Raw genomic sequence first — 15,872 nt, 5'->3', positions numbered from 1 at the left:
GCGCGAGCCAGGCCCGGAACGGGGAGGTAGCGTGGAGTCCCGTGCCCGACTCCCCCGCCGCAGCATCCGTCGCGTCCGCGCTGATCCCGTGGTTCCGCGCGCACGCCAGGGATCTGCCCTGGCGCAGGGCCGACTACCTCGAGCGCTACGGCGCCTGGGGCGTGCTGGTGAGCGAGTTCATGCTCCAGCAGACCCCGGTGACGCGGGTGATCCCGCACCTGGAGGCCTGGCTCGCACGCTGGCCGGATCCGTCCTCGCTCGCATCCGCGACCGGCGCCGAGGTGCTCCAGCAGTGGGCGAACCTGGGGTACCCGCGGCGTGCGCTCTGGTTGCACGGCGCGTCGATCGCGATCCGCGATCAGCACGGCGGATTCACGCCGCGCGAGGTGACGGAGCTGCTCGCACTGCCCGGCATCGGCGACTACACGGCGCGTGCCGTCGCGGCGTTCGCCTTCGGGGATCGCCATCCGGTCGTCGACACGAACACGCGCCGGGTGATCGCCCGCGCCGTGCACGGCAGGGCCCAGCCCGACGCGCCCGCACGGCGCGACCTGGACGACATGCTCGCGCTGCTCCCGTCCGAGCGCGACGGGGCGGCCGTCGTGAACGCCGCGACGATGGAGCTCGGCGCGACGGTGTGCACGGCCCGGAGTCCGGGCTGCGAACGCTGCCCTCTTGCAGCGCTCTGCGCCTGGCGTGCGGCCGGCTATCCCCCGAGTGAGGACCGGCGGCGCAAGCAGGCCCGCTACGAGGGCTCGGATCGGCAGGCGCGCGGCGGAGTGCTGCGCGCGCTCCGGCACGCCGACGATCATCGTCTGCCTGCGGAGGCGGTGCTCTCCGACTGGCCGGATCCGGCTCAGCGCGACCGTGCGATCGACTCGCTCATCGCGGACGGCCTGCTCGAGGCGGCCGACGGCATGCTCCTGCTCCCGCGCTGACCCCCGCGCCGGACGCCCTGATGCGCCGCCGGGCGACCGGGATCGACGCGCCGCAGATCGGCGCCGCGGCGGGAGGGCGCCGGAGGATCAGAGGTGCTGGTCGGTGCGATGCGCGAGCACCGTCAGCTCATGCCGCGTGCGGACGTCGAGCTTGGCGAAGATCCGTCCGCCGTGCACTTCCACGGTCCGCACCGAGACGTGGAGCGTGTGGGCGATCTCCCGGTTGGGGCGCCCGTCCGCCATCAGCAGCGCGACCTCCATCTCCCGGGCGGTGAGGATCGGATCCCAGACGGCACGGCACACCTCCAGCGCCGGCTGCGCGCTGGAGTCCGCAGCGCCCCCGCCGATCGGGGCCCTCTCCCCCATCGCCCGCAGCCGCCGCTCGACCAGTCCACGCCAGGCGCGCGCGCCGGCCTCCTCGAAGAGGCTCTGCGCCGCCCGCAGGTGCCGTACGCCGCGGCCGAGGTCACCGCGCGCGGCGCACGTCGATCCCAGCAGCGCCTCGACCCTCGCGCGTTCGAACGGCGAGCGGACCCCGCGACTCTCTTCGGCGACGGTCTCGAGGTCGGCGCGCCAGGACGCCTCCCGTGCCGCCCGCACGCGCGCGCGCAGGCGGCGCGCCGTCGTGGTCTCCGGGGGCTCCAGGCCGCCCGAGGCGCTCAGCGGACCGACCTCGTCGAGACCAGGCAGACCGAACCGCTCGGCGGGACGACCCCGGTCGTCCCAGAGCCGGAGGTGCACGGCGGCCTCGTCGCTGCGTCCCTGCAGATAGGCGCCGATGGCACGGTCCACGAAGCCGCCCGGCTCGCGTGCCCAGGGCGCTGCGGCCTCGAGGCTCTTCGACCACGCTCCGATCCGACCGTCGACCGCCAGATCGAGTCGGCGCGACAGCGACACCGCGAGACCGCCGAACGGGAACGCGACCGGCAGCCGATCGGCGGCGGAGCGCAGCAGGTCGCGCGCGATGCCGATCCTTCCGGCCCAGACGTGCAGCAGCGCCTCGGCGACGGCCCGGCGGGCACGGAGCAGCGGCCCCCGCACCGGAAGCCCCACGGCGACCTCCGGCGCGTCGCGGGGCTCCGGCTCGGCGAGAGCGCGCAGCCCGGCATCGGGGTCGCCCTGCAGCCCGGCGCACAGGGCGCGCGCGACCCGTCGGATCTCGTCGCCGTCGCCGATGGCCGTCGCCCCCGTGCCCTCGCCCGCCAGGAGTTCGCACCAGGCCCGCAGCGCGATCCGGTCCTGAGAGGCGTGCTCGGCGCGGGCGCCCGCCGCGAGCCAGGCGATGGTGCGCTCATGGTCGCCGCGCTCGGCGCTGAGGGACGCCCCCAGCACCGCCGCATGGTGGAAGCCCGGCACGGCCGGGTCGCCGGGGAGCAGCCTCTCGGGACCGGGAACGGTCCCGTGCCGCAGCGCATGCGCGAGCACGAACGTCGCCCGTGCCGCATCGCGATGCGCGCCGTCGAGTCGCAGCGCTCCCTCCGCGCACTCCAGGGCGTCGACGACGCAGCCTCCGGCCAGCGCCGCGTGCGCCGCGCAGAGCAGCGCCTCGGGGAGCGCGTCCGTGCCGGACTGCGCATGCTCCACGGCCTCCGTCGCGAACGCCCAGGCGCAATCCGCCGAACCGGCTCGCAGGGCGGCGCCGGCGCGGTCCAGGAGGGGCTCGACGAGCCGCGGGTCACCGCACACCGCGCCGCGGGCACGATGCCACAGCGCGGCGAGCGGGTCGCCGGTCTCCTCGAACGCGGACGCGAGCAGCCGGTGGGCGCCGATCCGTTCGCCCGTGGTCGATGCGGCGAGCACCGAAGCCCGCAGCGCCGGATCGGAGAGACGGAACGCGCCGCCGCGCAGGCGCACGAGACGACCGAGCGGGGACGCCGCGATCCGATCCGACGATGATCCGGTGAGCAGCCCCAGCACCGGCAGCCCTCCGACGCCGCACAGCGCGAGGGCGAGCAGCAGTCCCGCGTCGATGTCCTGCGGGACCGCCTGTCGGCGATAGGCGTCGAACGCGGGCACGTGCGGCAACGGGTCGGGCAGTGCGCGCCACCCTCGGCGCTGCTCAGGACTCAGCGCGGCCAGCACCTCCGCGGTCAGCGCAGGCTCGCCTCCGCACGCGGCGCGGACGGCGCTGTGCACATGCGGTGCGGTCTCGGCGCCGCCCCAATCGGACCCGCGCGGAGCCGGCTCCGGCGGCGGCACGGCAGGATCGGGTGCGACGCCCATCGGCGATCTCGACGGGTGAAGCGCCCCCAGGCGCGCTCGCGCCGTGCCATCCATCTCGTACAGCCCCCCGCTGTCGTCGATCGCGCGCGACACCGCGCGCGTCGTCGGATGCTAGCAAGGCGCGTTCCCCGCGCCAAAGTTCTTGAACCCTGTTGAGAATGCGGGTGCGGGTGCGTGAGATGGAACCGGGGCGCAACGCTGAAGGCCCCGGAAGCCATGCTCCCGGGGCCTTCAGCGAATGCGGTGCGCCGCACGGCGACCGGAGTCGCGGATGACGCGGCCTAGTCCTGAGGCTCTTCCTCCTCGACCCGGTACGGGTCGGCATCGCCGGCGTAGCTGCCTGAGGCCGCGAGCTTCGCGACCTCCTCATCGCGTTCCCGCGCCTGGCGGAGCAGATCGCTGATGTGGTCGGCGTTCTCGGGCAGCGCGTCCGGGATGAACTCGAGCGTGGGCACGAGCCGCACGCCGAGCTGAGCGCCGACCTCCTTGCGCAGGAGTCCGGTCGCGGAGGTCAGCGCAGCGCCCGAGGCCACGCGCTCCTCCTCCGAGCCGAGCACGGTGTAGAACACGGAGGCGTGCTGCAGATCGCCCGTCACGCGCACGTCCGTGATCGTCACGAAGCCGAGGCGCGGATCCCGCAGCCCCTTCTCCAGCCGCTCGGCGAGGATGACGCGGATCCGGTCCGCGAGTCGTGCCTGTCGTTCTCCGGCCATGTCCCTACCCTCTCACTTCTGTTCGTCCGACGCTGATCGACGGGCGGAGCAGGATGGCATCGTGTGGCGCCTGCCGGGGCGCCCGCGAAGCGGGCCGGGCCCCCGGCCAAGGCGACACACGATGCCATCCTGCGAAACCACGAGCCGATCAGGCGCGCGGCTTCTCCACCATCTCGGTCGTCTCGATCTCGTCGCCGACCTGGATGTCGTTGTACTTGCCGAGGCCGATACCGGCCTCGAAGTCCGTGCGGACCTCGGTGACGTCGTCCTTGAAGCGGCGCAGCGACTCGATGGCGAGGCCATCGGCGATGACCACGCCGTCGCGGATGACGCGCGCCTTGGCGTTGCGCGTGATCGTGCCGGAGCGGACGATGACACCCGCGATGTTGCCGAACTTGGAGGAGCGGAACACCTCGCGGATCTCGGCGACACCCGACTGGACCTCTTCGAACTCCGGCTTGAGCATGCCCTTGAGGGAGTTCTCGATCTCGTCGATCGCGTTGTAGATGACCGAGTAGAACCGCACGTCCACGCCCTCGCGGGACGCGGCCTCGCGGGCCTTGGTGTCGGGACGGACGTTGAAGCCCACGATGATCGCGTTGTCGATCGTCGCGAGGTTCACATCGGACTCGGTGATCGCGCCCACGCCGCGGTGGATGATGCGCAGCTGCACCGAGTCGTCGACCTCGATCTTGAGCAGCGACTCCTCCAGCGCCTCGACGGCACCGGACACGTCGCCCTTGATGATGAGGTTGAGCGTCTCGACCTTGCCCTCTTCGAGTGCACGGGTGAAGTCCTCGAGCGAGATGCGCTTGCGGGCCTTGGCCAGCTGTGCGTTGCGCTCGACGGCCTCGCGCTTCTCCGCGATCTGGCGCGCCATGCGGTCTTCCTCGGTGACGATGAAGACGTCGCCGGCACGCGGGACCGAGTTCAGACCCTGCACCTGGACCGGACGGGACGGAGCCGCGGCCTCGACCGCATCGCCGTTCTCGTCGATCATGGCGCGGACGCGTCCGTACGCGGTGCCCGCGACGATCGCGTCGCCGACGCGGAGCGTTCCGGACTGGATCAGCACCGTGGCGACCGAACCGCGGCCCTTGTCGAGCTTCGCCTCGATGGCGATGCCTCGTGCGGCCTTGTTCGGGTTGGCGGTGAGGTCCAGGCCGGCGTCCGCGGTGAGCAGCACGGCGTCCAGGAGCTCCTGGATGCCCGTGTTGGCCCGCGCCGAGACGTCGACGAACATGACGTCGCCGCCGTACTCCTCGGCGACCAGACCGTACTCGGTGAGCTGCTGGCGCACCTTGGCCGGGTTGGCCTCGGGCTTGTCGACCTTGTTGACCGCGACCACGATCGGCACGTTCGCCGCCTGGGCGTGGTTGAGGGCCTCCACCGTCTGCGGCATGATGCCGTCGTCTGCGGCGACCACGAGGATGGCGATGTCGGTCACCTGGGCGCCACGGGCACGCATGGCGGTGAACGCCTCGTGACCCGGGGTGTCGATGAAGGTGATCGCACGCTCGATGCCCTCGTGCTCGGTCCACACCTGGTACGCACCGATGTGCTGCGTGATGCCGCCGGCCTCGCCCTCGATGACGTTGGTCTGGCGGATCGCGTCGAGCAGTCGGGTCTTACCGTGGTCGACGTGGCCCATGACGGTGACCACCGGAGGACGGATCTCGAGGTCGTCCTCGCTCTCCGCCTCCAGCTCGGCCTCGAGGTCGAGACCGAAGCCCTCGAGGAGCTCTTTGTCCTCGTCCTCGGGCGAGACCATCTGGATCGTGTAGCCGAGCTCGGCGCCGAGCACCTCGAACGTCGCCTCGTCCAGCGACTCGGTGGCCGTGGCCATCTCGCCGAGGTTGAAGAGGATCGTCACGAGCGTGCCGGGCTGCACGGTGTAGCCGCGCAGGGCCTCGAGCTTGTCCGCGAAGTCGGCGATCGATGCGCCACGACGCAGGCGGATGATCTCGCCGTTGCCCTTGGAGACGTTGACGCCGCCGACGACCGGCGCCGACCGCATCTCGAACTCCTGCCGCTTCGCCCGCCGCGACTTGCGCTGCTTGCTCTTGCCGCCGCCCTTGCCGAACGCGCCGGCGGTACCCCCACCGGGGCCGCGGCCGCGACCGCCACCGCCGCCGGGACGACCGGCGAAGCCGCCGGCCGGAGCGCCGCCGGGGCGCTGGAAGCCGCCTGCACCGGCACCGGCGCCGCCGGGACGGCCGGGACCGCCGGTGCGCTGCTGGAACGGAGCGCCGGGACGACCGGCACCGCCCTGACCGGGGCGGCCGGGACGGCCCGCACCCTGACCGGGACGAGGCGCGCCGACGCGCGGCGAACCGGGACGCGGAGCCTGCGGACGCGGAATGTTGCCCGGGGTCGGACGCTGACCCATCCCCTGCTGGGAGGCGAACGGGTTGTTGCCCGGTCGCGGACCGGCGGGACGCTGCCCCATGCCCTGCGACGAGGCGAACGGGTTGTTGCCGGGGCGCGGGGCGCCGGGCTTGGGCGCGGCGGATCCGCCGGGCTTGGGCGCGGACGGCTTCTCGGCCGCCGGAGCCGCCGGTGCGGCGGGAGCCGCGGGCTTCTCCGCAGCCGGCGCCGGAGCAGCCTCGGCGGGCTTGGCGGGACCCGGCTTGGGACCGGGGGTCGGCGCCTTCGGACCGGGCTTGGGCGCGCCGGCGGTCGCCGGAGTCGCCGACGCGGAGCCGCCGGGCTTGGCCGCCGGAGACGGCGCGGGTGCGCCGCCGGCGGGCTTGTCGGCCTCGATCGCAGCACGCAGCTTGCGCGCCACCGGAGGCTCGATGGTCGATGAGGGGGACTTCACGAACTCTCCGAGCTCCTTGAGCTTCGCGAGAGCGAACTTGCTGTCGACGCCGAGTTCAGCGGCGATCTCGTGCACGCGTGGTTTACCAGCCACAATTCTCCTGTCAGGGTCGGTCCGCCCTGACAGGGCAGACCACTAGTCGCGGACGGGTCTCATTTCGAGCCGTTCACTTTGTTTCCATAGCCGTTCAGCCGTTTCTCGAGGGTCTGCATGTTCTCTGCTTCCGGGAATTCCAGCACAGGGGACACACGGAGCGCACGGGCGAAGGCGCGGCGCCGCTGAGCGACCTCCACGCACTCCGGAGTCGGATGCACCCACGCACCCCGCCCCGGCAGCACGGCCTGCTCGTCGAAGACGAGCTGACCATTCCGGATGACCACCCTGAGCAGAGCGGCGCGAGATGCACGAGCGCGGCAACCGACACACGTTCGTACGGGTTCCATCTTACACCTCGGATCTGGACCGCCGGTGCGCGACCCGGCCGGGAGCGCTCAGGAATCGAGCAGCGAGTCCGGCTGGATGTCGATCTTGGCGCCGGTGAGCTTCGCGGCCAGGCGGGCGTTCTGCCCTTCCTTGCCGATGGCGAGCGACAGCTGATAGTCGGGGACCAGGGCGCGGACGGCCTTCGTCCCCGCGTCCAGCACGAACGCGCTCGTGACCTTGGCCGGCGACAGCGCATGGGCGACGAAGGTCGCCAGATCCTGGTGGTAGTCGACGATGTCGATCTTCTCCCCCGCCAGCTCCTCGGTGACCGCACGGACACGCCGGCCCATCTCGCCGATGCAGGCGCCCTTGGCGTTGATCGCGGGATCGTTCGCCTTCACCGCGATCTTGCTGCGGTGCCCCGCCTCGCGCGCGAGCGCGACGATCTCCACCAGACCCGCGGCGATCTCCGGCACCTCGAGCGCGAAGAGCTTGCGGACGAGCCCGGGGTGCGTGCGGGAGACGGTGATCGCCGGGCCCTTCAGCCCCTTGGCGACCGACGTCACGTAGACGCGGATGCGGGTTCCGTGCGTGTACTCCTCACCGGGCACCTGCTCCTCGGGAGGGAGGATCGCCTCGACGGATCCGAGGTCCACGTGGATCATGCGCGGGTTCGGGCCCTGCTGGATGACGCCGGCGACGATGTCGCCCTCCTTGCCGCGGAACTCGCCGAGCACGGCGTCGTCGGCGATGTCGCGCAGGCGCTGGCCGATGACCTGCTTCGCGGCGAAGGCGGCGATGCGACCGAAGTCGTCGGGCGTCGAGTCCTCCTCGCCGATCACTGCCCCGTCGTCGTCGAGGACGGGCACCATCACGGCGACGTGGCCGGTCTTGCGGTCGAGCTCGACGCGCGTTCCGTCCGTGAGGGAGCCGTCGTGGGAGTCGTGCTTCGCGTACGCGGTCAGGACGGCCTGTTCGATGATCGCGATCAGCTCGTCGAAGGGGATCTCCTTCTCCCGCTCGATCGTGCGCAGCAATCCGAGATCGATATCCATGGCGGCCTCCCTGTTCAGCTCTCGTCGGCGCACATCCGCACGCACGACATCCGTACAACGATACCCTGGCCCGGCTCCCGGCGCGATCGACGGCCGCCCGCGCGCGCCTTCGCCGCGGGGATCCACCCCCGGGCGCCGAGGTGCGCTCGCGGAGAGAAGCGCAGGACTCAGCCGCGCGACGCGGAGCCGAGCCCGTTGATGGCGTCGATGAGCCGGAACAGCCCTCCGACGGCTCGCTGGTCGAGGTGCAGCGTGAGCCGAGGGAGTTCGAGCGCATCCTTGTCCGCCAGCTCCACCGGCAGCGGCCCGCTCGCCTCGATCCGCCCTGCCGCGAGCATCCATCCGAACTGCTCGTCGAGTCGAGCGATCTCCTCGGCCGTGGGGGCGTTCCGCAGCCGCAGCACGAGGACGTCGCCGACCCAGCGCAGCGAGTCGTAGTTGTGCCAGAAACCGGTGATCGCCGCGGTCGCCTCGGCGATGGAGTCGGTGATCCGCACCCGGTCGAAGTCGCCCGGCGAGATCACGCCGGTCGGCGCCAGATCCTCCTGCACGAAGCGCTCCAGACCGCGCCAGAACGTGCCGCCGGTCGCGTCCAGCAGCACGATCGGCATCGGCTCCGCCTTGCCGGTCTGCTGCAGCGTGAGCAGCTCGAACATCTCGTCCAGGGTGCCGAAGCCGCCGGGCAGGCAGATGAACCCGCGCGACTCCTTCATGAGCATCAGCTTGCGCGTGAAGAAGTACTTCATCGCGACGACGTGCTCCTGGTCGGCGACGATCGCGTTCGCCTTCTCCTCGAACGGGAGGCGGATGGACACCCCGAGCGAGCGCTCGGGGCCGGCGCCCTCCGCGGCGGCCTGCATGATCCCGGGGCCGGCGCCGGTGACGACCATCCAGCCCTCTGCGGCGAGCGCGGCCGCGACGTCCCGCGCCTGCCGGTAGAGCGGATCGTCCTGCGCCGTGCGGGCCGATCCGAACACGGTCACCTTCGGCACGCCGCGGAACGGGGCGAACAGCCGGAACGCCTCGCGCATCTCGCTGAGCGCGGCGGACGCGATCTTCAGATCGAGCCGATCCGTGCGATCCTCGCCGAGCAGCACCGCGGTCTGCAGCAGCCGCAGCACGAGGCGGCGGTCGGCATGCACCCCGGCGTCGTCGAGGACGGCGTTGATCTCGGCGCGCAGCGCCGGCGGGAGGATCTCCTCAGTCATGCCCCCAGCGTGTCACGGACGCGTGAACGCCCGGTGCTGCCGCGCCCTTCGATCGGATCCGGATCCGGATCCGCATCCGCATCAGGCCCAGGGCATCGGCCGTTCCGGCAGGCGCGCGCTGTCGTCGGGCAGGTGCGGCAGCGCCTCGCCGCCGGCACGGATGCACAGCCAGCGCAGCTCGCCGGGGCTGTCCGGACGCGCACGCCAGGTCCGCGGCACGCCCTGGCCGACACGCACCACGGTGCCGGGCCCGACCTCGACGAGCTCGTCGCCGACGCCCATCTGGCCCTGTCCGGAGAGGAACACGTAGAGCTCCTCGATCCGCGAATGGGTGTGCCAGTACCCCGCCTCCTCACCGGGGAGCAGGGCGTTGGCGGTCATCCCGATGTACTGCATCGTGAGTTCGTGGTCGACGACCCGCCGGCCGTCGCGCGACCGAGTCTCGTCGAACCCGCCGTGGAAGGCCCGCCACTCGTCCGGCCCCCCGATGCTCGTGATCTCGTAGTCGCTCATGCGCCCTCCCCCTCGTCCGCGCCGTCACGACCGCCCTCGCCGTCGCTCCAGGTTCGCAGCCAGCCGTTCCCGTGGCGGGTGTACACGATGCGGGTGTGCCGGCGATCCACCGCCCCCTGCCAGAACTCGATCCGGCTCGGCACGATCCGCCAGAGCACCCACTCCCCCTCCGCCACTCCGGCCCGTGCGGAAGCGGGACGCGCGGCGAGGTCCGCCGCGCTCTCGCCCGCGGGGGCCTCCTGCACCGGGCCGCGCACGCGGACGGCGCGCATCACGGGCTGCCACCAGAAGTTCAGCGCGGCCGCGGGAGTCGCCTCGAGCTGGCGGCCCTTTGCCGAGGAGCGGGTTCCCGCGAACGCCCAGCCGCGCTCGTCGACGTCCTTGAGGATGAGCGTGCGCGCGTCGGGGACGCCGTCGGCATCGACCGTCGCCAGGGTCGCCGCGTGCGGCTCGGCGACACCCGCCTCGGCAGCCCCGGTGATCCAGTTCAGGAACAGGGCGAGCGGATCGCCCGTCACCGATTCGGGATGGAGCGCGGGCGGGGAGCCGGTCAGCGACGGGCGCGACCGCAACCAGGCGGCGGGCGTGGTGTGCATGCCCCCATCCTGCAGGATCCGCGCCCCGGGGCGCCTCAGCGCGCCGCGATCCGCGCCGCCGCCGCCCGGATCTCGTCGTGCGGGAGCGCGAAGCTCTCGTGGCCGTCCCGCCCCGTCATGTCCTCGGCGGCGACGAGGGAGTTCCAGACCGCCTCGTCGACGGCCTGCACCGCGGCCGTGAGGAACGGATCCATCCGCCCCCAGGGCACGAAGCGCAGCTCCTCGTACCCGGCCGGCTCGTCCGCGGGGAACGCCGAGCTCAGCGCACCGGAGTTGGCCGTCGACAGCGCCAGCACGATGTCGCCGGAGAAATGGCTGCCCGCGGTTCCGCTGCGACCGAGTCCCAGTGCGCCGCGGCGGGCGAGCGCCGCGCACTGCCCCGGCAGCAGCGGTGCATTCGTGACGATCACGACGATCGCGGACCCGGCTCCGCTCACGGCCCGCCCGCGGGCGCGGTCCTCGGCGAACCAGTCGGTGTCGTCCATCGGGTTCGGTGCCGCGGTCCGCTGCCCGAGCGGGATGCCACCCAAGCGCAGTTCCGATCGGGAGCCGAAGTTCGCCTGGACCAGCGCGGCGACGACGTACTCGTCCTCCCCGTGCCGGACGACGCGGGAGGCCGTGCCCGTGCCGCCCTTGAAGCCGTAGCAGTTCATCCCGGTTCCGCCGCCGACGCTCCCCTCCTGGACCGGTCCGGCCTTCGCCGCATCCAGCGCCTCGGCCGCGTGCTCGGGACGCACGTGACCGCCGTTGATGTCGTTGAGGTACCCGTCCCAGGTCTCCCCCACGACCGGCAGCAGCCACTGCGCCGCGAGGTCGGGACGGGTCGCGGCGAGCCAGGCGTCGACGCCGGCGTGCACGGCTCCCACCGCGTGCGAGTTGGTGATCGCGATCGGCAGGGCGAGGGATCCGGATTCGTCGATCCAGCTGCGCCCCGTGAGCTCCCCGTTGCCGTTGAACGAGTGCACCGCGGCCGCGCACGCGTCGCCCACGCCGGCGCGTCCGCGCGGCAGGATCGCGGTCACCCCGGAGCGCGCGGCGTGGGCCCCCTCCCCCGTCACGAGCGTCGTGAAGCCGACCTCGAGGCCGGGGACATCGGTGATCGCGTCGAGCGCACCGGGTTCGCCGTCGAAGACGATGCCGAGGTCGCGGGCGCGCGGGCGCCGTTCCCGCTGCTGCGAGGAGGGACGTGACGTCATCATGGTTCCGATCTACTCTGAACGATTGTTCAGAAGTTTACGACAGATCCTTCTCATTTGCTTGACAGGATCGAGTTAACCCTCTTGAATCACTGTTCAAGCGCCGCGGCTGTCCCGATGCCACGGCGGATCCCACCAGGAGCCGATGATGTCTCGACCGTCCCCCGCCGATTCTTCGACCGCCGCCCCGCCGGACCCCGCGCTGACCGGCGGCACCGCACTCGCCCGCCGCCGCCTCGGCGTCTGGGCGATCGTCTTCTTCGTGATCTCCGCCGCGGCTCCGCTCACGGTGGTCGCCAGTGCCGCCCCCACCGACTTCCGCCTCGCCGGGATCGGCGGCCCCGGCGCGATGCTCGCCTCGGGCGTCGTCCTGATGCTGTTCGCGGTCGGCTTCACCGCGATGTCCCGGTACGTGCGCAACGCGGGAGCGTTCTACATCTACGGGACGAAGGGTCTCGGCAAGCCGGTGGGGATCGGGATCGTGTTCGTCACGATCTTCTCCTATGCCGCCCTCTGCATCTGCTTCTACGGCTTCGTCGGGTTCTTCGGCGAGATGACCTTCGACGCGCTTTTCGGGATCAAGCTGCCCTGGACCGTATACGCGCTCATCGCCTTCCTCGCCGTCGGCATCCTCGGCTACCGCAAGATCGACGTGGGGGCGAAGGTGCTCGCCGTGCTGCTCACCGCCGAGGTCGCGATCCTGCTGGTCCTCGCCATCGGCGTGCTCGCCCAGGGCGGGCCCGAGCCGATCTCGTTCGCCGCCTTCGCCCCGCAGAACGTGTTCTTCGCCGCGGGCAGCGGCGCGCTGTTCGTGTTCGGATTCGGCGCCTACCTGGGCTTCGAGAGCACGGCGATCTACACGGAGGAGGCGATCCGGCCGGCCCGCACGGTGCCGATGGCGACCTACATCGCGATCGCGTTCCTGGGCGTCTTCTACGCCTTCACGTTCTGGATCCTCACGGTCGCCTTCGGCGTCGACGGCGTGCTCAAGCTCGCTCAGCAGGACACCTTCCAGGACATGGTCTTCGATGCGGGCGAGCAGTACCTGGGTCTCTGGGCGTCGATCACGATGCGGATCCTCATCGTGACGAGCTTCTTCGCCTGCCTGCTCGCATTCCACAACGCCTGCACGCGCTATCTGTTCTCGATCGGACGCGAGCGCCTGCTGCCCGGCTGGCTCGCCCGCACCCAGATCAAGACCCAGGCGCCGCACCATGCCAGCCTCGTGATGAGCATCATCTCGCTCGCCGCGATCGTCATCACGCTCGCCACCGGCGCCGACCCGTTCCTCGGCTTCGCCCTGCCCGTCTACTCCGTCGGCGTGGCCGGCCTCGTGTTCGCGCAGGCGGTCGCCGCGATCGCCGTCGTGGGCTTCTTCCTGCGCGACCGTCGAGGGCACAGCGTCTGGCGCGTGCTCGTCGCCCCGGCCCTCGGCGCGCTCGGCCTCATCGTCGGATGGATCCTCATCGCGACGAACTTCAGCCTCGTCTCCGGGGTGGAAGGGCCGATCAACCTGGCACTGCTCGCCCCGACACCCGTCCTGTTCCTCGCGGGGATCGTGATCGGGTTCGTGCTCAGGGTCCGCAACCCCCGGCACTATGCTGAGCTGACCACCGTGGTCGTCGACGACGAGGGCTGAGCCCACGGCCGCCGCATCCGGACACGGCGACCCGGTCACCACGCAGGAAGGGGTCGCCGTGCCGGCACCGCACAAGCACAGCGCACGGCGCGCCGAGCTGATCTCCGCGACCCGCCGCGTCGCGGGACGCAGCGGGTTGAACGCCACCAATGTGCGCGCCGTTGCCGCCGAGGCCTCGGTGAGCGCCGGCAGCGTGCTCTACTACTTCCCGAGCTTCGACGACCTCATGTATGCGACCGTCGAGGGCGTGCTCGAGGAGATGTACGAGCATCGCCGCACGATCGCCGAGCAGGAACCGGATCCGATCCGGCGGCTCGCGAAGCTCGTCGAGGCCGGCGTTCCCGACGAGATCAGCGACCACCTGCGCATGGCCTACGAGAGCATCCCGCTGCTGCGGGAGCAGCCGCAGTACCGACCGCTGCATCGCTCGATCGTGGAGCGCCAGGTGGGCCTGTACCGGTCCACGATCGAGATCGGGGCGGCGCTCGGCGTCTTCCGGCCCGCCGCGGACCTCACGGTGATCGCACGCAACATCGTCGCGCTCGAGGACGCCTACGATCTGTATCCGCTGATCGGGCTCGACCTCGGCGCCCCGACCTACCGCGCGAACATCCTGTCCTACGCCTCCCTCGCGCTCGGCTGCGCCTTCGACGCGCAGGAGTGACCCGCACGGACGCCGAAGGCCCCGCGACCTTGGCGGGTCCCGGGGCCTTCGCGGTGCCGGTGCGTGGGTCAGCGCGCGGTGAGCGTCTGCAGTGCGTCGGCGAGGGAGATCGTGTCGCGATCGCCGCTGCGGCGGTCCCACAGCTCCACTTGGCCCTCGGCGGCACCGCGGCCGACGACGAGCACGCGCGGGACGCCCACGAGCTCGGCGTCGCCGAACTTGACCCCGGGCGAGACCTTGGGGCGGTCGTCGTAGAGCACGTCGAGCCCCGCGGCCTCGAGCTGGGCCGCGGCGTCCGCGGCGACGTCGAAGGCGACCTGGTCGCGACCCGCGGCCACCACGTGCACGTCGAACGGCGCCACGGAGGCGGGCCAGATGAGCCCCTTCTCGTCGTTGTTGAGCTCGGCGATGATCGCGAGGATGCGCGTCACGCCGATGCCGTAGGAGCCCATGGTGACGGTCACGAGCTTGCCGTTCTCGTCGAGCACCTTGAGGCCCAGCGCTTCGGCGTACTTGCGGCCGAGCTGGAAGACGTGGCCGATCTCCATGCCCCGGGCGAGATGCACGGGACCGGATCCGTCCGGCGCGGGGTCGCCCTCGCGCACGTTCGCGATCTCCACCACGCCGTCGGAGGCGAAGTCGCGCCCGGCGACCACGGAGTGGGCGTGCTTCTGATCGATGTTCGCGCCGGTGATCCAGCTCGTGCCCTCGACGACGCGGGGGTCGAGGAGGTACCGGATCCCGGTCGCGGACTCCTCGCCCAGGATCGCGCCGGTGGGCGACCACGGGCCGATGTAGCCCTTGACCAGCAGCGGGTGCTTCTCGAAGTCATCCGCCGTCGCCGGCTCCACTTCGGCCGGAGCGAAGGCCACCTCGGCGCGCTTCTCGTCGACCTCGCGGTCGCCGGGGAGGCCGACCACGACGAGCTCGCGAGTGCCGTCGAGGTGGGTGAGCGCGAGCACGACGTTCTTCAGCGTGTCCGCCGCGGTGTATTCGCCGTCCAGCGCCGCATTCGCGTGCGCCACCAGGGTCTCGATGGTGGGAGTGTTCGGCGAATCGAAGATCACCGGGGTGCCGTCCACGTCGAACGGCACGGGGGCGGGGACCGCCGTCGTGTACGCCTCCACGTTGGCCGCGTAACCGCCCGCGGACCGCACGAACGTGTCCTCGCCGACGGGCGTCGGGTGCAGGAACTCCTCGCTGCGGGACCCGCCCATCGCGCCGGCGTCGGCCTGCACGATGACATATTCGAGTCCGAGGCGCTGGAAGATGCGCTCATAGGCGTCCCGCTGCGCCTGATAGCTCGCGTCGAGTCCGGCGTCGGACGAGTCGAAGGAGTAGGCGTCCTTCATCGTGAACTCGCGACCGCGCAGCAGGCCGGCGCGGGGGCGCGCCTCGTCACGGTACTTGTCCTGGATCTGGTAGATCGTCAGCGGCAGGTCCTTGTACGAGGAGTACAGGTCCTTCACGAGCAGGGTGAACGCCTCCTCGTGCGTCGGCGCGAGCAGATAGTCGCCGCCCTTGCGGTCGTTCAGGCGGAACAGCAGGTCGCCATACTCCTCCCAGCGGCCGGTCGCCTCGTATGCCTCGCGGGGCATGAGAGCCGGGAAGTGCACCTCCTGTGCGCCCGCGGCGGACATCTCCTCGCGGACGATGGTCTCGATCCTCGCCTTCACCCGCAACCCGAGCGGCAGCCAGGCGAAGATGCCTGCGGCCTGCGGTCGGATGTACCCGGCGCGGATCAGCAGCTTGTGGCTCGCGACCTCGGCGCCGGCCGGGTCTTCGCGGAGCGTGCGGAGGAAGAAGTTCGAGAGACGAGTCACCACGCCCACAAGTCTAGTGACGGCGATCGCCCCGCCCGTGCGGGGTGCGCGGGCGGGGCG

The 15,872-nt window shown here is 71.7% G+C and carries 13 protein-coding genes; 3 read left to right on the top strand and 10 right to left on the bottom strand.

Annotated elements, in window-relative coordinates:
* Positions 1-41: 41 nt before the first annotated feature.
* Entirely contained in the window at positions 42-938 is an 897-nt protein-coding gene (locus WFJ17_RS06125; RefSeq protein WP_336647945.1) for an A/G-specific adenine glycosylase, read from the top strand.
* An 87-nt stretch (positions 939-1,025) separates the two neighbouring features.
* Here WFJ17_RS06125 and WFJ17_RS06120 read toward each other — a convergent pair whose 3' ends face one another.
* The 9 genes from WFJ17_RS06120 to WFJ17_RS06080 form a co-directional block, all read right to left on the bottom strand.
* A complete protein-coding gene (locus WFJ17_RS06120; RefSeq protein ID WP_336647944.1) occupies positions 1,026-3,161 on the bottom strand; it encodes a LuxR C-terminal-related transcriptional regulator in 2,136 nt (711 codons plus the stop codon).
* Positions 3,162-3,442: 281 nt separating this feature from the next.
* The gene (gene rbfA, locus WFJ17_RS06115) at positions 3,443-3,874 is read right to left on the bottom strand and encodes a 30S ribosome-binding factor RbfA (protein ID WP_251444614.1); all 432 of its coding nucleotides are present in this window, start codon (positions 3,872-3,874) and stop codon (positions 3,443-3,445) included.
* A 148-nt stretch (positions 3,875-4,022) separates the two neighbouring features.
* A complete protein-coding gene (gene infB / locus WFJ17_RS06110) occupies positions 4,023-6,788 on the bottom strand; it encodes a translation initiation factor IF-2 (protein WP_336647943.1) in 2,766 nt (921 codons plus the stop codon).
* Between the two features lie 59 nt (positions 6,789-6,847).
* Positions 6,848-7,138, bottom strand: coding sequence for a YlxR family protein (locus WFJ17_RS06105; RefSeq protein ID WP_251444618.1), 291 nt, complete (start codon positions 7,136-7,138; stop codon positions 6,848-6,850).
* Positions 7,139-7,186: 48 nt separating this feature from the next.
* Complete coding sequence (nusA, locus tag WFJ17_RS06100; protein ID WP_292880952.1) at positions 7,187-8,173, bottom strand: transcription termination factor NusA; 987 nt, start codon at positions 8,171-8,173, stop codon at positions 7,187-7,189.
* 167 nt (positions 8,174-8,340) lie between these two features.
* Positions 8,341-9,381, bottom strand: coding sequence for a TIGR00730 family Rossman fold protein (locus tag WFJ17_RS06095; protein ID WP_292880955.1), 1,041 nt, complete (start codon positions 9,379-9,381; stop codon positions 8,341-8,343).
* 81 nt (positions 9,382-9,462) lie between these two features.
* The gene (locus WFJ17_RS06090; protein WP_336647942.1) at positions 9,463-9,894 is read right to left on the bottom strand and encodes a cupin domain-containing protein; all 432 of its coding nucleotides are present in this window, start codon (positions 9,892-9,894) and stop codon (positions 9,463-9,465) included.
* Complete coding sequence (locus WFJ17_RS06085) at positions 9,891-10,490, bottom strand: pyridoxine/pyridoxamine 5'-phosphate oxidase (protein ID WP_292880961.1); 600 nt, start codon at positions 10,488-10,490, stop codon at positions 9,891-9,893. Before WFJ17_RS06085 ends, WFJ17_RS06090 begins: the two co-directional genes overlap by 4 nt.
* 35 nt (positions 10,491-10,525) lie before the next feature.
* The gene (locus WFJ17_RS06080) at positions 10,526-11,689 is read right to left on the bottom strand and encodes a DmpA family aminopeptidase (protein ID WP_336647941.1); all 1,164 of its coding nucleotides are present in this window, start codon (positions 11,687-11,689) and stop codon (positions 10,526-10,528) included.
* A 145-nt stretch (positions 11,690-11,834) separates the two neighbouring features.
* Here WFJ17_RS06080 and WFJ17_RS06075 point away from each other — a divergent pair, with 145 nt between their 5' ends.
* A complete protein-coding gene (locus tag WFJ17_RS06075) occupies positions 11,835-13,325 on the top strand; it encodes an APC family permease (RefSeq protein WP_336647940.1) in 1,491 nt (496 codons plus the stop codon).
* A 58-nt stretch (positions 13,326-13,383) separates the two neighbouring features.
* Positions 13,384-13,989, top strand: coding sequence for a TetR family transcriptional regulator (locus WFJ17_RS06070; protein ID WP_251444632.1), 606 nt, complete (start codon positions 13,384-13,386; stop codon positions 13,987-13,989).
* Positions 13,990-14,057: 68 nt separating this feature from the next.
* Here the strand turns inward: WFJ17_RS06070 and WFJ17_RS06065 are convergent, their stop codons facing one another.
* Entirely contained in the window at positions 14,058-15,815 is a 1,758-nt protein-coding gene (locus WFJ17_RS06065) for a proline--tRNA ligase (protein WP_336647939.1), read from the bottom strand.
* Positions 15,816-15,872: the final 57 nt, after the last annotated feature.

This window comes from Microbacterium sp. MMO-10 (assembly GCF_037148715.1).
GTDB lineage: Bacteria > Actinomycetota > Actinomycetes > Actinomycetales > Microbacteriaceae > Microbacterium.
Note: the sequence above shows the minus strand (reverse complement) of the source record. Positions and strands in the feature narration are given on the sequence as shown.